At 72.2% G+C, this 18,775-nt stretch carries 18 protein-coding genes and 1 riboswitch; of the genes, 9 read left to right on the plus strand and 9 right to left on the minus strand.

What is annotated here, in order from left to right:
• Nucleotides 1-5: 5 nt before the first annotated feature.
• From pknB to thiO, 4 genes are all read right to left on the minus strand, one after another.
• Nucleotides 6-1,955 (minus strand): Stk1 family PASTA domain-containing Ser/Thr kinase, encoded by a 1,950-nt coding sequence (gene pknB, locus ACTMTU_RS16785; protein WP_441264278.1) that lies wholly within the window; start codon nt 1,953-1,955, stop codon nt 6-8.
• 434 nt (nt 1,956-2,389) lie between these two features.
• The gene (locus tag ACTMTU_RS16790) at nt 2,390-3,184 is read right to left on the minus strand and encodes a thiazole synthase (RefSeq protein ID WP_441264279.1); all 795 of its coding nucleotides are present in this window, start codon (nt 3,182-3,184) and stop codon (nt 2,390-2,392) included.
• Nucleotides 3,185-3,190: 6 nt separating this feature from the next.
• Nucleotides 3,191-3,505, minus strand: coding sequence for a sulfur carrier protein ThiS (gene thiS / locus ACTMTU_RS16795; protein ID WP_441264280.1), 315 nt, complete (start codon nt 3,503-3,505; stop codon nt 3,191-3,193).
• A complete protein-coding gene (gene thiO, locus ACTMTU_RS16800; protein WP_441264281.1) occupies nt 3,502-4,665 on the minus strand; it encodes a glycine oxidase ThiO in 1,164 nt (387 codons plus the stop codon). Before thiO ends, thiS begins: the two co-directional genes overlap by 4 nt.
• Nucleotides 4,663-4,775: riboswitch (TPP riboswitch) on the minus strand. Its footprint overlaps the gene before it by 3 nt.
• Before the next feature lie 51 nt (nt 4,776-4,826).
• On the opposite strand from thiO, the gene ACTMTU_RS16805 reads away from it, so the two are divergent.
• The 6 genes from ACTMTU_RS16805 to ACTMTU_RS16830 all read left to right on the plus strand — a co-directional run bounded on the left by ACTMTU_RS16805 (nt 4,827) and on the right by ACTMTU_RS16830 (nt 9,570).
• Nucleotides 4,827-5,168 (plus strand): hypothetical protein, encoded by a 342-nt coding sequence (locus ACTMTU_RS16805; RefSeq protein WP_441264282.1) that lies wholly within the window; start codon nt 4,827-4,829, stop codon nt 5,166-5,168.
• 42 nt (nt 5,169-5,210) lie between these two features.
• Nucleotides 5,211-6,476 (plus strand): NAD(P)/FAD-dependent oxidoreductase, encoded by a 1,266-nt coding sequence (locus tag ACTMTU_RS16810; RefSeq protein WP_441264283.1) that lies wholly within the window; start codon nt 5,211-5,213, stop codon nt 6,474-6,476.
• Nucleotides 6,477-6,520: 44 nt separating this feature from the next.
• Nucleotides 6,521-6,886 (plus strand): Rv2175c family DNA-binding protein, encoded by a 366-nt coding sequence (locus ACTMTU_RS16815; RefSeq protein WP_053557401.1) that lies wholly within the window; start codon nt 6,521-6,523, stop codon nt 6,884-6,886.
• Between the two features lie 83 nt (nt 6,887-6,969).
• The gene (gene thiE, locus ACTMTU_RS16820; RefSeq protein WP_441264284.1) at nt 6,970-7,620 is read left to right on the plus strand and encodes a thiamine phosphate synthase; all 651 of its coding nucleotides are present in this window, start codon (nt 6,970-6,972) and stop codon (nt 7,618-7,620) included.
• A 111-nt stretch (nt 7,621-7,731) separates the two neighbouring features.
• Nucleotides 7,732-8,649 carry a methylenetetrahydrofolate reductase [NAD(P)H] gene (gene metF / locus ACTMTU_RS16825; RefSeq protein ID WP_441264285.1) on the plus strand — a complete coding sequence of 306 codons (918 nt, stop codon included), beginning with the start codon at nt 7,732-7,734 and terminating at the stop codon, nt 8,647-8,649.
• Between the two features lie 51 nt (nt 8,650-8,700).
• Nucleotides 8,701-9,570 (plus strand): hypothetical protein, encoded by an 870-nt coding sequence (locus ACTMTU_RS16830; protein ID WP_441264286.1) that lies wholly within the window; start codon nt 8,701-8,703, stop codon nt 9,568-9,570.
• Nucleotides 9,571-9,596: 26 nt separating this feature from the next.
• Here ACTMTU_RS16830 and ACTMTU_RS16835 read toward each other — a convergent pair whose 3' ends face one another.
• The 5 genes from ACTMTU_RS16835 to ACTMTU_RS16855 all read right to left on the minus strand — a co-directional run bounded on the left by ACTMTU_RS16835 (nt 9,597) and on the right by ACTMTU_RS16855 (nt 15,910).
• The gene (locus ACTMTU_RS16835) at nt 9,597-11,093 is read right to left on the minus strand and encodes a phytoene desaturase family protein (RefSeq protein ID WP_441264287.1); all 1,497 of its coding nucleotides are present in this window, start codon (nt 11,091-11,093) and stop codon (nt 9,597-9,599) included.
• 69 nt (nt 11,094-11,162) lie between these two features.
• On the minus strand, nt 11,163-11,783 hold the full coding sequence (locus ACTMTU_RS16840; RefSeq protein WP_441264288.1) for a DUF4126 domain-containing protein: 621 nt from the start codon (nt 11,781-11,783) through the stop codon (nt 11,163-11,165).
• A 443-nt stretch (nt 11,784-12,226) separates the two neighbouring features.
• The gene (locus ACTMTU_RS16845; protein WP_159692869.1) at nt 12,227-12,838 is read right to left on the minus strand and encodes a TetR/AcrR family transcriptional regulator; all 612 of its coding nucleotides are present in this window, start codon (nt 12,836-12,838) and stop codon (nt 12,227-12,229) included.
• Between the two features lie 29 nt (nt 12,839-12,867).
• Nucleotides 12,868-14,955 carry a YhgE/Pip family protein gene (locus tag ACTMTU_RS16850; RefSeq protein WP_441264289.1) on the minus strand — a complete coding sequence of 696 codons (2,088 nt, stop codon included), beginning with the start codon at nt 14,953-14,955 and terminating at the stop codon, nt 12,868-12,870.
• On the minus strand, nt 14,927-15,910 hold the full coding sequence (locus ACTMTU_RS16855; protein WP_441264290.1) for an ATP-binding cassette domain-containing protein: 984 nt from the start codon (nt 15,908-15,910) through the stop codon (nt 14,927-14,929). The genes ACTMTU_RS16850 and ACTMTU_RS16855 overlap by 29 nt, the downstream gene beginning before the upstream one ends.
• Before the next feature lie 165 nt (nt 15,911-16,075).
• On the opposite strand from ACTMTU_RS16855, the gene ACTMTU_RS16860 reads away from it, so the two are divergent.
• The 3 genes from ACTMTU_RS16860 to ACTMTU_RS16870 all read left to right on the plus strand — a co-directional run bounded on the left by ACTMTU_RS16860 (nt 16,076) and on the right by ACTMTU_RS16870 (nt 18,682).
• Nucleotides 16,076-16,648, plus strand: a complete 573-nt coding sequence (locus ACTMTU_RS16860) for an SAV_6107 family HEPN domain-containing protein (RefSeq protein ID WP_441264291.1) — start codon at nt 16,076-16,078, stop codon at nt 16,646-16,648.
• Between the two features lie 674 nt (nt 16,649-17,322).
• Nucleotides 17,323-18,039 carry a class I SAM-dependent methyltransferase gene (locus ACTMTU_RS16865; RefSeq protein ID WP_441264461.1) on the plus strand — a complete coding sequence of 239 codons (717 nt, stop codon included), beginning with the start codon at nt 17,323-17,325 and terminating at the stop codon, nt 18,037-18,039.
• 247 nt (nt 18,040-18,286) lie between these two features.
• The gene (locus ACTMTU_RS16870; protein WP_441264292.1) at nt 18,287-18,682 is read left to right on the plus strand and encodes a DUF3040 domain-containing protein; all 396 of its coding nucleotides are present in this window, start codon (nt 18,287-18,289) and stop codon (nt 18,680-18,682) included.
• Nucleotides 18,683-18,775 lie beyond the last annotated feature (93 nt).

Here is an 18,775-nt window from a genome sequence, read left to right on the forward strand (position 1 = left end):
GAGAACTAGAGCCCCTTGGTCTTGATCGTGATCGTGCTGCCTTCCGGCGCCTGGCCGCCGCCCTCGACGGACTGGCTCTCGACCTCGTCACCGAGGAACGGGAAGTTCTTCTCGACCTTCACCACGAAGCCCGCCTCCTCCAGCTCGGCGGTGGCGTCGTCCACCTTGTCGCCGACCACGTCAGGCACGTCGACCATCCGCGGTCCCTTGGAGACGGTCAGCGTGACCGTGTCGCCGCGGGCCAGCCTGGCCCCCTCGGCGGCGGACTGCCGGGCCACGCTGCCGGCCTCCTGCTCGGAGTGGATCCGCTCCTCGGCGACCTTCACCTTCAGACCGGCTTCCTCGAGCTCGGCCGTCGCGTCCTCGACGGAGTCACCCGTGACATCGGGCATGTCGATCGGCGCGCCCTTGCTGACGACGATCGACACGGCGGTGTCGGGGCTGCGGCCGCTGCCGGCGGCCGGGTCCGTGCGGATCACCGAGCCTTGAGCGACGCTCTCGTCGAACTCCTTGCTCACCACGCCCGGCGCCAGCCCCACCTTGCGCAGCTCGCGCTCCGCCTCCGCCAGCGGCTTGCCGGAGACCTCTGGAACCTTCACGATCTCCGGACCGCGGGAGACGGTGATCGTCACGGAGCCGTTGCCCCGTATCCGCTCGTTCGTGCCCGGATCGCTGTTGATGACGCTGCCGCGGGACACGGTCTCGCTGAAGTCGTGGCGGACGGTCTTCAGCTCCAGGCCCGCCTTGTCGAGCGCCTCCCGGGCCTGCTGCTCGCTCTTGCCGATCAGCGGCGGCACACGGGTGAACTGGCCCGAGTTGATGTACCAGACACCCGCACCCACACCGATCACGGTGATCACCGCGAGCAGCAGGGCGACCAGACCGCGGCGCGACAACGGCAGGCCCCGGCCGACCGGACGCACTGATTCCGGCTCCGGCCGCTCCGGAGGCGGCAGGATCAGCCGGGCCGTGTGGTGCACCTCGGGCTCCGCGGCGGCCGGCTTCCGAGGAATGACATCCGTACGGTCCTCGTCGGACGCGGCGCGGTCCTGTCCGCCCGCCGCCGGTTCCTCGGTGCGGGCCCGCGGCGGGACCGCGTCCAGCTGTTCGGCGCCGAGCGCCGCACGCGCCTCGCGCGCCTGGGCCAGCAGGGCCACCGCGTCGTGCGGGCGGACCTCGGGATTACGGGCCGTCGCGCTCGCCACCAGCTCGTCCAGCTCGACGGCGAGCCCCGGGAAGAGCGCGGACGGCGCCGGGACGTCCGCGTTCAGGTGCTGGAACAGGACCTGGGCCGGAGTGTCACCGGCGTGCGGCTTCGCGCCCGTCAGCATCTCGTAGAGGACGACCCCGCACGCGTACACATCGGCACGGGTGTCGGCCGTGCCGTACTCGATCTGCTCCGGCGCGAGATAGGAGACCGTCCCGAGGACCGTGCCCGAGGTGTTGGTCACGGAACCGACCGCGCGCACCAGACCGAAGTCGGCGACCTTGACCCGGCCGTCGTCCCCTATCAGCACGTTCTCCGGCTTCATGTCCCGGTGCACGAACCCGGCCCGGTGCGCGGCGCCGAGTGCGGCGAGCACGGGCTCCAGGATGTCGAGCGCCGCCCGCGGCTGGAGCGCGCCGCGCTCCCGCAGGACGTCACGGAGGGTGCAGCCCTCCACGTACTCCATCGCCAGATACACGTACGCGCCTTGCGCGCCCTGGTCGAAGACCCCCACCACGTTCGGGTGCGCCAGCCGTGCGACGGACTTCGCCTCGCGGATGAACCGCTCCACGAACGTGGCGTCCGTGGCGAGATCCGGATGCATCACCTTGAGAGCGAGCACCCGGTCGAGCCGGGTATCGACGGCCCGGTAGACCGTGGCCATGCCGCCGACGGCGATGCGCGCATCGACGCGGTAGCGGCCGTCGAGCACTTGCCCGACGAGGGGGTCCTGGAGGGTCGTATCCACGCGCCGATTCTACGAGCCGGGAAGACGGGGTCCGACGAGTCGGACGGGGACGGGGCGGGACTGCAGCCGAGCTGTGACGCGGTGGGGGCGGGCGGTGGCCGCTGCGCGGGGCCGTTTCCCTTACCCGCCCCTTCCCGAAACCGTGCTCCGCCCGGACCCCGTGCCGCCCTGCGGGCGGCGTACCGCGCTTCGCGCGGTGTTTCTGGGGGCTCCTCCCCTACGCCTGGCGGCGTGTGAGGACCCCCACCGGATCCCCGCGCCTCCATCGCCGGCGGGGCTGGAGTTGCCGGCGGGGCTGGTTTCGCGGAGCGAAATCCGGCCCGCCCGGCGATTGAGGGCACGGCCGAAGGCCGTACGGGTCCGGGGCTTGCCCCGGTTCGGGAAGGGGCGGGCAGGGGAACGAGCCCGCCGCAGGCGCCCACGCACCCGCCCCCTCAGAACGCCGGCCGCTCCGGGTCCAGCGCCCCCCGCCCCTCGTGCGGCGACGACGCCACCGCGAAGTGGCGTCGCGGGATCCGGCCCGCGCGGAACGCCAGCCGGCCCGCCTCCACCGCGTGCCGCATCGCCTCCGCCATGAGGACCGGCTCCTGCGCGCGCGTCACCGCCGACGCCAGCATCACCGCCGCGCACCCGAGCTCCATCGCCAGCGCGGCGTCCGACGCCGTGCCGGCGCCCGCGTCCAGGATGACGGGGACGTCCGCCTGCTCGACGATCAACTGGAAGTTGTGCGGGTTGCGGATCCCGAGCCCGGAGCCGATCGGCGAGCCGAGCGGCATGATCGCCGCGCAGCCCACGTCCTGGAGCTTCCGCGCGAGCACCGGGTCGTCGTTCGTGTACGGCAGCACGGTGAAGCCGTCGTCGACGAGCGTCTCCGCCGCGTCGAGCAGCTCCACGCCGTCCGGCAGCAGCGTCCGCTCGTCAGCGACGACCTCGAGCTTGATCCAGTCGGTGCCGAGGGCCTCCCGGGCGAGGCGGGCGGTGAGCACCGCCTCGCCGGCGGTGAAACAGCCCGCGGTGTTCGGCAGGACCCGGATGCCGAGCCGGTCCAGGACGGACAGCACGGACCCCTGGACCGTCGGGTCCAGGCGCCGCATCGCGACGGTCGTCAGTTCCGTGCCGCTCGCGACGAGGGACCTCTCGAGCACGTCGAGGCTGGGCGCACCGCCCGTGCCCATGATCAGACGGGAGTCGAAGGTGGTCCCTCCGAGGGTGAAACGGTCGTCGGCCATGGCCGTTCAGCCTCCTTGCACTGCGGTGAGAATCTCGACACGGTCCCCGTCGCCGAGCGGGGTGGCGGCCCATTCGCCGCGCGGGACGACCGCTTCGTTGACGGCCGCGGCGACGCCGGAGGTCGCGGCGGAGAGCGCTGTGACGACCACGTCCAGCGTGGTGCCGGCCGCGACGTTCCGGGACTCGCCGTTGACGAGGACGCGGACCCGATCGCCGGCCGCGGCCGAAGCGGCGACCGCGTCGGCGGCCGAGGCACCGACGGGGGCAGCGGCGGAGGCGGCGACAGCGGCGTCGACGCTGTCGTTCACGGAGGTGTTCATGCGGGCTGCTCCTGAAGGACGGACGAGAAGCGGCGTGGTGAGAAGGGCCGTGCCACTTCGGGGAGTTCACCGGTCGTCAGCGCGTCGGCCAGCACATCGCCGGTGACGGGCGTCAGCAGCACGCCGTTGCGGTAGTGCCCGGTGGCCAGCAGCAGTCCGGGCAGTTCGGTGAGGCCCAGCAGCGGCGCGTTGTCGGGGGAGCCGGGGCGCAGTCCCGCCCGGGTCTCCACGAGCGGCAGTTCGGTGATCCCGGGCACCAGCTCGTGCGCGTCGCGCAGCAGCTCGTACACCCCGCCCGCGGTGACCGTCGTGTCCCAGCCGAGCTCCTCGCTGGTCGCGCCCACCACCAGCTCGCCGTCCTCGCGCGGCACGAGGTAGACATGGCTGCCGCGGACCACGGCGCGCACCGTGCGCGACAGGAACGGCGCGTAGGGGCGTGGCACGGTCAGTCGCAGGACCTGGCCCTTCACCGGGCGTACGGGCGGGAGCACGTCCTTCGGTACGCCCCCCAGCCGTCCGCTCATGCTGCCGCCGGCAAGGACGACCTGTCCCGCGGAGATCTCCGTGCCGTCGGCGAGTACCGCCCCGGCCGCCCGGCCGGGGCTCACGAGCAGCCGCTCCGCCCAGCCGCGGCGGAAGTCGATCCCGGCGCGCTCGCAGGCGGCGATCAGGGCCGCGGCCAGCCGGCGGGGGTCGACCTGGTGGTCGCCGTCGACCCGCAGCCCGCCGCGGACGCCGGGGGCCAGCATCGGCTCGAGGCGGCGGCACTCACGGCCGGTGAGCCACTCGGACGTCAGCCCCGACCGGTGCTGGAGGGCGTGCAGTTCACGCAGATGCGCCCTGTCGTCGGCGTCGAGGGCGACGGCGAGCGTGCCGCAGGAGCGGTAGCCGACCCGCCGGCCGGACGTCTCCTCCAGCTCGGCGACGAAGGCCGGATAGCGGTGCGCGGACTCGAGGTTGAGGCCGAGCAGCGTCTGCTCGCCGTAATGCAGTTCGGTGACGGCGGCCAGCATGCCGGCGGCGACCTGCGCGGCCCCGCCGCCCGGTTCCGGGTCGGCCACGGCGACCCGCAGGCCCCGTTGCGCGGTGCGCCAAGCCGTGACCAGGCCGATGATTCCGCCCCCGATGACGAGGACGTCTGGGCTCGGTGTACGAGACATGGGCGTCCAGCCCCTCCCTTCGCCGGCATGACCCGGATCAGGTTCGTACGGTCGGAGGCCGGCCAGCCTCCCTCTCAGCCCGGTACGTCCGGGCTCCCGCGAGTGCCTTACGGTGGCCACCCTAACCGCACGCCCCGACGCGTTGTAAGGGAGCCGCAGCAGTGGCGAAGTCGCTCGACGGACTTGTTCTCTCCCCGGTCGCCGACCAGGCCCCGGGCCAGGTCGGCACCCGGACCCGGTTCACGTACCACGAGGAACGGGGCCGGATCTGGGCCGAGTACGAAGGCGGCGACGTGGTCCGCGGCCATCTGGTGGGCACCAGGGACGGCGACCGGCTGGACTTCCGTTATGTGCAGCTCAAGACGGACGGCGGGACCTCCTCCGGCCACTGCCTCTCCACGGTCGTGGACCTGCCGGACGGCCGGGTGCGGCTGGAGGAGAGCTGGCAGTGGGAGTCCCAGGAGGGCAGCGGGACGAGCGTCGTGGAGGAGCATGCTTCCTGATCCGCCCCTGCTGACCCCCAGTCAGGTACGTATGGTGTGCGGGTGGACGAACGGCAGCAGCAGACGCGGGCGGACGAAGGACGGCGGACCGAGCCGCGGCGGCGCGTGGTGATCGTCGGCGCGGGCATGGCCGGCGTGCAGACCGCGGTCGCCCTTCGCGAGCAGGGATTCACCGGCACGGTCACCCTGATCGGCGCGGAGCCGCACCAGCCGTACGACAGACCGCCGCTGTCCAAGGCGATCCTGCTCGGCAAGGCGGAGGACTCAGCCTTCGACATCGACTTCGAGGCACTCGGCGTCGAGCTGCGCCTGGGTCTCGAGGTGACCCGGGTGCGGACCGACGCGCACGAGGTCGACACCGTCTCCGGCCCCGTCCCCTACGACGTGCTGGTCCTCGCCACCGGCGCCGAGCCGGTCACCCTGCCGGGCACCGTCGGCGTCCCCGGTGTGCATCTGCTGCGCACGCTCGACGATGCCGCCCGGCTGCGGCCGCTGCTCGTCGAGCAGCACGACATCGTCGTGGTCGGCGCCGGCTGGATCGGCGCCGAGTTCGCGACCGCCGCCCGCGAGGCCGGGTGCCGCGTCACCGTCGTGGAGGCCGCGGGCCGCCCGCTCGCCGGGACCATGCCCGCCGAGGTCGCCGCCCCGATGGCCGCCTGGTACGAGCAGCACGGGGCCGAGCTGATCACCGGCGCCAAGGTGGAAGCCGTCGAGCCGGGAGCCGTCGTCCTGGCCGGAGGGCGCAGGATCCCGGCCGGCGCCGTGGTCGTCGGTATCGGCGCGCGCCCCGCCACCGCCCTGCTGGCGGGCTCCGGCATCGAGCTCGGCCCGGACGGCGCGGTGGTCGCCGACCAGTATCTGCGCGCCTCCGCTCCCGACGTGTACGCCGTCGGGGACTGCGCCTCCTACCCGTCCGGCCGGTACGGCGAGCGGCTGCTCGTCCACCACTGGGACAACGCGCTCCAGGGCCCGCGCACCGTCGCGGCGAACATCCTCGGCGACCAGGAGCCCCGGCCCCCGGCCCCGGAGGCGTACGACCCGGTGCCGTACTTCTGGTCCGAGCAGTTCGGCCGTTTCGTCCAGTACGCGGGCCACCACGGCGCCGCCGACACGCTGCTGTGGCGCGGCAGTCCGGCGGAGGACACCTGGTCCGTGCTGTGGCTGCGCGACGGCGTCCTCGTGGCCCTGCTGACGGTGAGCAGGCCCCGTGATCTGGCACAGGGCCGCAAGCTGATCGTGTCCGGGACCGAGCTGGATCCGGCGCGGGCGGCCGACCCTTCCGTCCCTCTGAAGGCGGCGGCACGGTAGGTCCTGGCTACCGACTGTCGGTCCTGGATGGCAGGCTTGTCCCCGTGACCGAGATTGACGCAAAGATCGATGCCCTCGTCCCCGCCTGGCTCTACCTGCCGGACATCGCGGAAATGCTCGATGTCGAGGTGACGCGTGTGCGGCAGTTGGTCAAGGACGGCCAGCTGATCGCCGTGCGCCGCGGTGAGAACAGGGCGCTCCAGGTGCCTGCCGCCTTCATCGACGGCAACAAGGTGGTCAAGGGCCTGTCCGGGACCCTGACCCTGCTGAGGGACGACGGCTTCACCGACGAAGAGATGCTCGAGTGGCTCTTCACCCCCGACCCGACCCTGCCGGGCACGCCTGCCCAGGCGCTCAGCGAGAATCGCGGCACGGAGGTGAAGCGCCGGGCCCAGGCGCTCGCCGTCTGAACCGACGGAAACCATCATCGCCGGCGGACGCACGGCCGGGCCGCCCGGCCCGTGCGTCCGCCGCCCAACGGGGGGATCGCCTCATGTCCACGGCTCGCACGCTGCTGTCCGACGCCCGGCTCTATCTGTGCACGGACGCCCGTAAGGGGCAGGCGGACCTGCCCGAGTTCCTCGACGCCGTGCTGGCCTCCGGCGTGGACATCGTGCAGCTGCGTGACAAGGGCATGGAGGCCGCGGAGGAGCTGGAGCACCTCCAGGTCTTCGCCGACGCCTGCCGCCGGCACGGCAAGCTCCTCGCGGTGAACGACCGCGCCGACGTGGCTCACGCCATCGGCGCCGACGTGCTGCACCTGGGCCAGGGCGACCTGCCGGTGCCGGCCGCCCGCGCGATCCTCGGGGACGGCGTGCTGATCGGCCGCTCGACGCACAGCGAGTGCGAGGCGGCGGCCGCCGCCGTCGAGCCGGGGGTGGACTACTTCTGCACCGGGCCCTGCTGGCCCACTCCCACCAAGCCCGGACGGCACGCTCCCGGTCTCGGCCTGGTGCGGTACACGGCGGGCCTGGCCGGTGACCGGCCGTGGTTCGCGATCGGCGGTATCGACGCCGCCAATCTGGACGAGGTGCTGGACGCCGGGGCGCGCAGGGTCGTCGTCGTGCGGGCGATCACCGAGGCCGCCGATCCGGCCGCGGCCGCCGCCGACCTGGCGAAGCGGGTCAGGGAGCGGACCGCCTGACGGTCACGGTGATCGTCCATCTCTGTCCAAGGGATGGACAAGACACCGGCAAAACCGACATATTTCCCTGATTCGGTTCGAGGATCCCCTCGGTCTGGCTAACCTGCCCGTATGGCCCTCGGTACTGCTTCCACCAGAACGGATCGCGCACGCACGGTGCGCGACATGCTTGCGACGGGCAAGACGTCGTACTCGTTCGAGTTCTGGGCGCCCAAGACCGAAAAGGGCGAGCGGAACCTGTGGAACGCGCTGCGCAGGGTCGAGGCGGTCGCCCCGAACTTCGTCTCCGTGACCTACGGCGCCGGTGGCTCCACCCGCGCCGGCACGGTCAAGGCCACGCAGGAGATCGCCGCCGACACCACTCTCACGCCGGTCGCGCACCTCACCGCGGTCAACCACTCGATCGCCGAACTGCGCAACATGATCGGCCAGTACGCCGACGCGGGAATCCGCAACATCCTCGCCGTCCGCGGCGACCCGCCCGGCGACCCGATGGGCGAGTGGGTCGAGCATCCGGAGGGCGTGCGCTACGCGGCCGACCTGGTCCGGCTCATCAAGGAGTCCGGCGACTTCTGCGTGGGCGTCGCGGCCTTCCCCGAGATGCACCCCCGCTCGAAGGACTGGGACGAGGACACCCGGCACTTCGTCGACAAGTGTCGAGCCGGTGCCGACTACGCGATCACGCAGATGTTCTTCGTGCCGGAGGACTATCTGCGGCTTCGTGACCGGGTTTCCGCGGCGGGTTGCGAAACCCCGATCATTCCCGAGATCATGCCCGTCACCAGCGTCAAGCAGATCGAACGCTTCGCCACGCTCAGCAACGCGCACTTCCCGGCGGACCTGAAAGAGCGCATCCTCGCGGTCAAGGACGATCCGGCCGCTGTACGCTCCATTGGCATCGAGTTCGCGACGGAGTTCTGCGCGAGGCTGCTCGCCGAGGGTGTCCCGGGGCTGCACTTCATTACGCTCAACAACTCCACCGCGACGCTCGAAATCTACGAGAATCTCGGACTGCACGAGCAGTCGTGACCGGTCGTACCCGCCCCGCACCGGGGCGGCGGCCGCAGGAGAGGGGCGGACATGGGCTGGACGGTCCTCTATATCGCGTTCGGTATCGTCGCGCTGTGGCTGCTCGGTGAGGTGCTGCTGCAGTACAAGGCACGGCTGCGCTGGCGGCTGCTCGCGTTCGGCGGCTTCCTGGGCGTCGTGATAGGCGTGCTGCTGCCGTCCGTGGTGGTGATCGCCCTCGGCGCCATGGCGTTCGCGGTCGGCCAGACCTATGTGACCCTCTCCTTCCGGCGCGGTTTCTCCACCGGCTGGGCCCTCGGCGGCAGCCCCGGCGCGAGCAGGCGGCGCCGGTCCGGCGCGGACCCGGAAGCGACGAGGGAACCCACGCTCGAGGTCACCGACCTCTCCTACGACTCGGTCGAGCCGGCCTACGACATGGCCGGCCAGGCACCGGGCGCCACGGGCCCCGCCGTCTACGAGCCGCAGCCGCTGCCCGACGACACCGGCCAGTACGGCGTCTACAGCGAAGAGGCGTACGCCGCCCGGCCGGAGGCGGAGCAGGCGGGGACCCGCGACGAGAGCTACGCCGCACAGGGCTCGGGCTACGGCGCCTACAACGCGTACGACGACCACGGTTACGCGCAGCAGCAGCCGGCGGAAGCGGCGACGTACGCCGGCCAGTACGACTACGGCACCGGCGGCCAGCAGTACGCCACGTACTCCGACCCCTATGTGGGCGGCCAGCAGTACAGCACCTACGACACGTACGGCGGCGGCTACGGCGACCAGCAGCAGTACGCCGGCTATGGGCAGCAGGAGGGCTACAGCGACACCCCGCCCGGCGGCGTGTGGGTCCCGCAGCAGCGTGAGGGCGATCAGCAGGAGCAGCCGCCCGCCTACTACGACAACGGGTACAACGAGCAGCAGCAGTACCGCTACTGACCTTCGGCGGTGGCGGCCGCCGCCGCTCAGCGGGAGCCGCGGAAGTCCGCGCCCTCCACGATCAGCCCGGCCACCAGCGCACCGGACATGCCCGAATGCGCCAGCCCGCCCCCGGGATGTGCCCAGCCCCCGGCGAGATAAAGACCGTCCAGAGGACATGTGTTCATCGCCGGCAGGAACGTGCCCGACGCCCCGGCCAGCGCCGGGGCCGGGACCGCGGCGGAAGCCGTGTCGTGGCGGGTGTCCTCCGGAGTGCGCACCACGCGCCAAAGGATCCGCTCACGCAGCCCGGGGACAGCGGCCTCCGCCGCCGCCACCATCCTGTCGGCGGCCCCTTCCCCGATCTGCGCCCACCTCTGCCCGCCGGCCGGCTCGGCCGGCACCGTGGACGTCAGCGTGACCGTCTCGTGGTCGTCGTCCGGCCGCAGCAGCGGGTCGTCGGGCCGCATCACGACCACGGTGGGCCGCGAGCCCGTCCGACCGGCGCGGATCTCGTCCCACTCCGCCACCTGGTCCGGGGCGTGCACCACGGTGCGGTGCACGGTGCCGGCCGGCCGGCCGCCGCGCAGCGCGAGATGGACGGTCAGCCGGCCGGTGCCCGTCCGCGGCCGCGCGTGCGGCCGTTCGTCGGGACGGGCCCACGTCACGATGCGGTTCTCGAACAGCGACGGCACCGGTGCCCCGGAGACCACCATGTCCGCCTCCACCGGCCCGCCCTGGTCCAGCTCCAGGCCGACGGCGCGGCCGTCCTTCTCCAGCACGCCCGTCACCGCGGCACCGAAGACGAACTCCACCTTCCTGGCCACGCAGCGCTCGTACACCGCGTCGGCGAGGGCGCGCAGGCCGCCCTTCACGTACCAGGAGCCGAAGGTCTGCTCCATGTACGGCAGCACCGCGGCGGACGGGGGCGCGCCGTGGGGGTCGAGGCCGTACGCCACGGCGTGGCTGTCGAGCAGCGCGGCGAGGCGCGGGTCGCGCAGCTCGCGGGTGCCGATCTCCGCGAGCGTGCGGGCCGGCCGCCGCAACAGGCCCTGCCGCAACGCCGGGTAGGGGTCCTTCGACAGGAAGGCGGTGTCCGCGGGCAGCGGCTCCTCCAGCAGCGGACGGCGCGAGCGCTCCCAGGCGTCCCGCGCGCGATTGAGGAACTCGCCCCAGCGTTCGCCGGAACCCGGTCCGAGCGCCGCTTCGAGCGCGGCGAGGGTGCCGGCCCTCGACGCGTTGGGGAGGCTGACGTCCGTGCCGTCGGCGAAGACGTGCCGGTTCGCCGGGTCCACCTGCGTCAGTTCGACGCACTTCTCCAGCGGTTCCTTGCCGGTCTTCACGAACAGGTCCCGCCAGACCGCCGGGAGATGCAGCAGACCGGGCCCGGTGTCGAAGGCGAAGCCGTCCCGCTCGAAGCGGCCCACCGAGCCGCCGTGGGTCGCCAGACGCTCGTACACCGTCACCCGGTGGCCTGCCACGGCCAGCCGGGCGGCAGCCGCCATCGCGCCCATCCCGGCGCCGATCACCGCAATCCGTGCCATGACCGCGACTTTATTACCCGCGACCACCGGTTTCGTGGCCGGGTACGCGCACGGCCCGGCCGCCTTCGCTCACCAGTCCGGTGGCCGCTGGACGCCCACCGCGCCCACGCGTCCAGCCTCCCGGCGCTGCGCCCGGCGCCGCAGGAACCGGCGGATCCTCGAGGCGAGGAAGAGCACCGTGACGATGCCCAGTACGAGGAGCGTCCCGGCGATGACGGCGGCGGCCACCGGGTTGAAGACCGCGAAGGAGATGATCCCGGCGACCCCGAGGTCCTCCGCGACGCTCACGGCGATGTTGCTGAACGGTTCCGGCGAGGTGTTGATCGCCATCCGGGTGCCCGCCTTGACCAGATGGCTGATCAGCGCGGTGGAGCCGCCCACGGCTCCCGCCGCGAGCTCCGGCAGCGAACCGCTCTCACCTGCCAGCAGCGCGGCGACCACGGCGCCGGCGACGGGCCGGATCACGGTGTGGACCGAGTCCCATATCGAGTCGACGTACGGAACCTTGTCCGCCACCGCCTCGCACAGGAACAGCACCCCGGCGGCGATCAGGACGTCGGGGCGCTGGAGCGCCTGCGGCACCTGGTCGGAGACGCCGGTCGCGCCGAGCACGCCGAACATGAGGACCACCGCGTAGGCGTTGATCCCGCTGGCCCAGCCGCTGGTGAAGACGAGGGGGAGTACGGACACGGACGCGATCGTAACCACCCGGCGGCGGCCGCGGGTGGGGTTCAGCGCGGAGTGCTGAGTATCCGTACCTACGCGCCGAGATGAGTATCCGCGCGGATGGGGCAGGGCCTGTTGGGACGGAAGAGTGGGGACCACGGAAGGGGCGCGGCACCGGCACCGACGACACGGGGCGGCGGAACGGTGCGGCTCCCCCGACGGAACGGGGGTTGCAGGACGGAGGGCCCACGACCACGGGGGACAACGGGGGTCGGGCTCTCCGGACCACGGGGGTGGCGGGGGGAACGGGGAACGCAGACGCCGGGCGGCTGGACGACCAGCCGCCCGGCGTTTCGTGTCTGCGCTCCCGATGGCGGCTGAGCTGCCGGGGGATCGGGGACGTCGCGCGCCGCTTTCCCTGGAACGTGTCTCGTGGTGCCCGTCGTCCCTCGTCCGTCGTGCTGGGCTCAGTCTCGGCGGCCGCTCACCCGGCCGTGCAGCAGCAGCGACAGCGCCCCGTGGACGTCGTCGAGCGACCGCTCCCGCTGGAACGCCTGCCAGTCCAGTGCCGCCACCAGCACCATGCCGACCAGCGCTGCGGCCGTGAGCGGAATGTCGACCTCCTCGCTGAGCTCGCCGGCTTCCACACCTTCGCGCAGCACCGTCTCCACAACGGCCACCGCCTGCTGCCGCACCACCAGGAGCGTGGACTGCCAGGCGCGGTTGGTGCGCCACAGCTCGGCCACGTACAGCTGGGTGAAGGCCGGATAGCGGTCGATGAACACCAGACCGGCCCTGATCATGGCGTCCAGCGCCTCGACCTTGGAGCCGCCGCGCTCTGCCGTACGGTCGGCGGCCTCCTGGAGCGAAGCCGTGAGGAGGCCGACGCCGAAGCGCAGCAGTTCCTCGAAGAGTTCGGTCTTGCTCTTGAAGTTGTAGTAGACCGTGCCCTTGGCGACCCCGGCGCGCTCGGCGATCTCGTCGACCGTGGTGGCCGAGAAGCCCTGCTCCGCGATGAGCGTCACGGCGGCCTCGTAGAGTTTCGCGCGCGTCGCCCGGCGTCTGCTGCTGCTGTCCATGACACCGATTCTCACAGGTCCCGGCGCGGTCACAGACTCAGCTCCGGGTGAAGCCGGTCCAGCGTCCACACCTGCTTGCGGCGGGCGGAGAGGGCGGTCAGGGCCAGCGCACCGGCCGAAAAGGCCAGCAGCACCGCACACGCCTGCCACACCGGACCGAGTCCGCCGCCCGTGATGAGCCTGCGGAGCGCCTCGACGACATAGGTCATCGGCAGGAACGGGTGGATGGCGTTGAAGAAGCCGGGACTCGTCTGGACCGGGTAGGTGCCGCCCGCCGATGTCAGCTGGAGCATCAGGACCGCGAGGACCAGGATCCGGCCGGCGGCGCCGAAGCGGGCGTTGAGCCACTGGATGATCGCGGCGAAGCAGCAGGTGACCAGCGCCAGGAAGCCGACGGTGCCCGCGGCGTGGGCCGTCTTCAGCCCGAGACCCCAGTGCAGGACGGACATCAGCGCCGCGACCTGGAGCAGACCGATCGCCGCCACCGGAAGCAGACCGGCCAGGGCGATCCGCCAGGCCGAGGCCCCGGTGGACAGGGCCCGGCGGTTGAGCGGCTGAATGATCATGTAGGCGACCATCGCGCCGACCCAGAGGGAGAGCGGGATGAAGTACGGGGCGAATCCGGTGCCGTAATTGGGCGCCGAGTGCAGGGACTTTCCGGCCAGCCGGACCGGGTCGGCCATCACCTCGGTGCGGCGGTCGCGGTCCTTCTTGTCGTAGTCCGGGATCTTGTGGACGCCGTCGTTGAGCCCGACCGCCAGCTCTGCCGACCCGTCGGCGAGCCGGAACAGCCCTCCGTCCAACTCGCCCGCTCCCTTCTTGAGCTTGCCGACCCCCGAATCGAGGTCGGTGGATCCCTTCTTGGCGGTGGTGAGGCCGGTGTGCAGCCGGTTCGCGCCCTTGGCGACCTTGTGGGCGGCCGTGTTGAGCTCGTTGATCTTGCCGACGGCGTACTCCAGGTCCTCGTCCAGCTTCGGAGCACGCCGGGCCAGGTCGTCTGCCTTCTTCTCGAGATCGGTGAGGTTCTTCTTCAGTGTCTTGAGGTCGCCGTTGCTGTTGCCGATCAGCACGTTGACGTCGTCGGCGATCTTGGCGACGTCCGCCGCCGTGTCCTTGGCGCGCTTCAGCTCGGGGCACGCCTTCGGGTCGGGCAGCAGGGCCTGTTCGCACTGCGTCCGGTGGATCTCGCTCAGCGCGTCGGCGGCCTTGTGCGCGCGGAGTGCGGCGCCGGGGGCCCGTTCGGCAAGGAGGCCGAGATTGCGCTGGACGGCCCGTGAGGAGTCGGCCACCAGCCGTGCCGTGTCACCGATCGACTTCCCGTTGTCCTTCAGATACGGACGCGTCTTGTCGGCATAGCCGTTGACCTTGTCGGCGAGTACCTGTGTGCCGTCGGCGACCTGACGGGAGCCGTTCTCCAGCTCGCCGGCGCCCTTGTGGAGCTTCGTGATGCCCCCGGCGAGCTTGCCGCTGCCGTCCTTCGCGTCCTTCAGGCCGTCCGCGAGGTCCTCCGAGCCCTTCTTCGCCTTCCCGACCCCGCTCTTGAGCTTGTCGGCGCCCTTCGCCGCCTTCTCCGTCGCCTCATGGATGTCGGAGAAGGAGATGAAGATGCGGTCGAGGAACGACCGTGAGGCATTGGTAGACGCGGCGGTGCGCACCTCGGAGAAGACCGTCCGCGAGATCTGGCCGACGATGTAGTTGTTCGCGTCGTTCGTGCGGACCTGGAGGGCGCCGGTCTCGGGGGAGTCGCCCGAACTGGAGGCGATGCGCCGGCTGAAGTCCTCCGGCATGGTCAGCGAGAGGTAGTACGTGCCGTCCTCGACACCCCGGCGGGCCTCGGCGTCGTCGACTTCGTGCCACTCGAAGACGTCGCTGTCGAGCAGGCCCTTGGTGATCTCGTCACCGGCGGCGATCCTCTTGCCGGACGCGGTGGCGCCCTTGTCGTCGTTGACGAGAGCGACGGGAATCCTGTCGAGCCTGCCGTACGGGTCCCAGAAGGACCACAGGTAGAGGGCGCCGTAGAGCAGCGGCAGCAGCATGACCGCGACGATCGCGGCGGCCGGGAGCTTGCCCCGCCCGAAGCGCTTCAGCTCAAGCGCGGCCAGTTTCGGCGATCGCATTGGACGCCCCCTCCTCGTCGGTGTCCACGGCGGTGCTTTTGGCGGTGCCTTGTTCAGTGCTCCTGGCGGGGCCCATGCCGGTGCCGGTCTCGGTCTCGCTGCCGACGGCGTGGCCGGGGTCCTTGCCGGTCTCTTCGGCCGGGCTTCCGGCAGGGCTCCTGCCGGTGCTCTCGGCGGGGCTCTTGCCGGTCTCGCCGCCGACGTCGGCCTCGTCCTCGTTGTCGTCCGAGCCGGTCCCGGTGGGCCGGGTGCGTACGACGACGGCGCCCTCCGGCGCCTCGCCGCACACCGCGACCACGGTCGTCCCGCTGTCAGCGATCGAGCGCAACAGGTCCCACGCAGCGGCCCGTTCGGTGTCGGAGAGTTTGAGGCCCACGTCGTCGACCGCGAGCAGCCGGGGGCCGCCGATCAGCGCCAGGGCCACGGAGAGCCGCAGCTCCTCGAGCCGCTCGAGATCGCGTACGGCCGTGCGTTCCCGCTTCGGCAGCGTCGCGAGATCGAGTCCGGCGGCTGCCAGTGCCCTCTCGACCCGTTCGGCCGCAGCGGCCGTCCGCTCCGCACGCGGCCGGAACAGGGCCCGGACCGAACCGTCGAAGCGCCGCTGGAGCAGCGCGCGTTCGCGCAGGTGCTCCGCGACGGTGAGCGCCGGGTCGAGATCGCTGACACCCGACACCGGACCGAGCGCGCTGATCCGGCGCACCGCGGCCATCCTGCGCGGCAGTTGCAGGCCGGCGACCTCCGCACGGCCTTCCGTGGGGCGCATCCGTCCGGTCAGCGCGAGGAGCAGGCAGGTGCGTCCGGAGCCCGACGGGCCCTCGATCGCGACGAGGGCGCCGGGCTCCGCCTCGATGTCCACCGAGCGGAAGGCCCACCCGCGCGGGCCTCTCAGCCCGAAGTCCCCGGCGCTCATGGCCGCGCCCTGAGGGCTGTCCACCTGCCCCACCCCGATCCCCATCCCGGTCCCTCCGCCGCCAATCCTTTGAACTGACCAGTCAGTGCAAAAACTACCCCCGAACCCTTGATCGATGCAAAAGGCCAGGTCAGGGCCGATTGTCAGTGGGTGCCTCCACGATGGACACATACGGCCACAGCGCCGTCACACGACGACAGGAGGCTCGTCATGGCCAGCTACTCAGCAGCCGCCGCTCACCGGCGCCGCGCCACCGGCCCTGCCCCCTCATCGACCGGCCCGGCACACGACGTGCATCCCGTCCTGCGCCGGTCCTCCGCGCCGCCCGCCGCCCTCGATCTGCTCGCCCAGGCCCGCAGCGGACTTGACGAGGCCGCGACCCTGGACCAGCCGAACGAGCGGTACGCCACGGCACATCTGGCCGCCCTGCGCACGGCCGCCGCGGTGCTCGCCGCCCGCGGCCGCCCCGAGACCGGCACGCGGCGCAGGCAGCGCATCCGCAGCGCCTGGGAGGTGCTGCCCGAAATAGCGCCGGAGCTGTCCGAATGGAGCCTGCTCTTCGCCTCGGGCGCCGAGCGCCGGGCCCGCGCAGAGGCCGGCATACGGGGCGCGGCCAGCCATCGCGACGCCGACGACCTTCTCAGGGACGCGGCCATGTTCCTGCGCCTCGTGGAGCGCCTGCTCGTGCTCCAGCCCGCCCTGCCCCGGCCCAGGGTGTCGCAGCCGGACCAGGAAACGCCGGCGGGCGGGACGGCGACGCGACGCGGGGATGTCGCTGGATGAGGGGTGCGAGCGGGAGAGCGGTCTGACCGGGGGACCGGCCACGAGGCGGACGGGGGCTCAGGCGGGAGACCGGGACGGGGCCCGCCGCAACCGCCACGGTGCCGGGCGGAGACGCGCGAGGAGTCGGCGGAAGTCGGTGCCGGGGCCGCAGGCACCGGCTACGGGGGCGCGGACGGGCGGGCCGGCGGAAGTCGGTGCCGGGGCCGCAGGCACCGGCCATGGTCCTGGATGCGGACCGGCGGGCTCGGCAGTCGGTGCGGGCCCGCCGGGACCGGCCACGGTGCGGGGCGTGGACGGCCGGGCTCGGCGGCAGGCGGTCCCGTCCGGTAGGCACCGGCCATGGTCCGGTTGCTCAGCGGGCAGTCGGTGCAGGGACCGCAGAGACCGACCACGTCCGGGACGCGGACGGGCGGGTTCAGCGGGCAGTTTCGGCACCGGGCCGGAGGACCGGCACGGTCCGCGCGGAGACGGGCGGGGATGCCGTCGAGGGGAAGCGGGATGCCTCGGGATGAGACGGAACGTCGGCCCGGGCCGCGGAGGCAATGCCGCGGAGGCAATAGGGTGGGAGCAGGCCAACCAGCACATCGCCCGAGGAGCCAACTGCCGTGTCGGAACCGTCCCCCACCGGTGGGGAGACCCCACCGCGCCCCTCTCGCGCCTCTCTCCGTACCGCCGTGGTCTGGGACGTCCTGAGGGACGCCCTGGACCGCCGGGTCAAGGCGACCGGGACGGACTCGCTGGACATCCTCGACACCGGCGGCGGCACCGGGAACTTCGCCGTGCCCGCCGCCCAGCTCGGCCACCGGGTCACCGTCGTCGACCCCAGCCCGAACGCCCTCTTCGCGCTCGAGCGCCGGGCGGCGGAGGCCGGGGTCGCCGAGCGGGTGCGCGGCGTCCAGGGCGACATCCACGGCCTCTTCGACGTGGTCGAGCGCGGCGGCTACGACGCCGTCCTCTGCCACGGCGTGCTCGAATACGTCGACGACCCGGCCGAGGGCGTGCGCAACGCGGTGGAGGCGCTGAGGCCCGCCGGAGCGCTCAGCCTGCTCGCCGCCGGGCTGGGCGGCGCCGTCCTCGCCCGCGCCCTCGCAGGACACTTCAGCGAGGCCCGCCAGGCGCTGAGCGACCCCGACGGCCGCTGGGGCACGGGTGACCCGGTGCCCCGCCGCTTCACGGCCGAGCAGCTCACCGAGCTCGTCGCACAGGCCGGTGTCGAAGTCGGCGCGGTGCACGGAGTGCGGGTCTTCGCCGACCTCGTTCCCGGCGTTCTCGTGGACACCGAACCGGGTGCGCTGGACGCGCTGCTGAAGCTGGAAGCCGCCGCCGCGGAACTGCCGGCCTTCCATTCCGTCGCGACCCAGCTGCACGTCCTGGGCGAGAAGCGCGGCTGATCAGCGGCGCAGCCGCAGATGGAGTACGCCACAGACCCTCCGTCGTCGGGCTTCGCACCGTATGATCGGGGGACACCATCCGGCATGACGGATCGGAGGTTGGGGAATCTACGCCTCAGCACCCCGATCGGGCATGGCGGCCCGGAGGGCGTTTTGCGAGAGGGCGGGTTTCACGGGGGCGAATCCCTGCCTATCCTGGAAGGGCCGCATACCGGTCGCCCCCGCGACCGACGACGAGGAGGACTCCGTGCCGCTCTCGGAGCACGAGCAGCGAATGCTCGAGCAGATGGAGCGAGCGCTGTACGCCGAAGATCCCAAGTTCGCGACAGCGCTCGAGGGAAGCGGGCTGCGTACGTACACCCGGCGACGGGTCTACCAAGCAGTCGCAGGCTTCCTGGTGGGTATCGCGCTCCTCATGGCCGGAATGGTCGCCCAGCAGATCTGGATCAGTGTGGTGGGCTTCCTGGTGATGCTCGGCTGTGCGGTTCTCGCGGTCACGGGCTGGCGCAAGGCGCCGAAGCCAGGTGAACAGCAGCAGACATCCGGCGGACACGGTCGCCGGCACTCGCACCAGCGCAGATCCGTGATGGACCGGATCGAACAGCGGTGGCAGCGCCGCCGCGACGAGCAGGGCGGTCACTGAGCCGTCCGGTCCCGACCGGACGACGAGCGGACCTCCGGCCCATAAGTTCGGAGTACGAGTGAGGGGCGACGCTTTCGAGCGTCGCCCCTCAGT

Source organism: Streptomyces sp. OZ13 (genome assembly GCF_052068155.1).
In the GTDB taxonomy this organism is placed as follows: Bacteria; Actinomycetota; Actinomycetes; order Streptomycetales; family Streptomycetaceae; genus Streptomyces.

Excerpts from the sequence above, each read along its gene's own strand:
- ACTMTU_RS16830 (WP_441264286.1), top strand. The coding sequence starts at position 8,701 with ATGGGCTGGACGGTCCTCTATATCGCGTTCGGTATCGTCGCGCTGTGG.
- ACTMTU_RS16855 (WP_441264290.1), bottom strand. The coding sequence starts at position 15,910 with ATGGGGATCGGGGTGGGGCAGGTGGACAGCCCTCAGGGCGCGGCCATG.
- ACTMTU_RS16790 (WP_441264279.1), bottom strand. The coding sequence starts at position 3,184 with ATGGCCGACGACCGTTTCACCCTCGGAGGGACCACCTTCGACTCCCGT.
- thiO (WP_441264281.1), bottom strand. The coding sequence starts at position 4,665 with ATGTCTCGTACACCGAGCCCAGACGTCCTCGTCATCGGGGGCGGAATC.
- ACTMTU_RS16845 (WP_159692869.1), bottom strand. The coding sequence starts at position 12,838 with ATGGACAGCAGCAGCAGACGCCGGGCGACGCGCGCGAAACTCTACGAG.
- ACTMTU_RS16850 (WP_441264289.1), bottom strand. The coding sequence starts at position 14,955 with ATGCGATCGCCGAAACTGGCCGCGCTTGAGCTGAAGCGCTTCGGGCGG.
- thiE (WP_441264284.1), top strand. The coding sequence starts at position 6,970 with ATGTCCACGGCTCGCACGCTGCTGTCCGACGCCCGGCTCTATCTGTGC.
- thiS (WP_441264280.1), bottom strand. The coding sequence starts at position 3,505 with ATGAACACCTCCGTGAACGACAGCGTCGACGCCGCTGTCGCCGCCTCC.
- metF (WP_441264285.1), top strand. The coding sequence starts at position 7,732 with ATGGCCCTCGGTACTGCTTCCACCAGAACGGATCGCGCACGCACGGTG.
- ACTMTU_RS16835 (WP_441264287.1), bottom strand. The coding sequence starts at position 11,093 with ATGGCACGGATTGCGGTGATCGGCGCCGGGATGGGCGCGATGGCGGCT.
- ACTMTU_RS16860 (WP_441264291.1), top strand. The coding sequence starts at position 16,076 with ATGGCCAGCTACTCAGCAGCCGCCGCTCACCGGCGCCGCGCCACCGGC.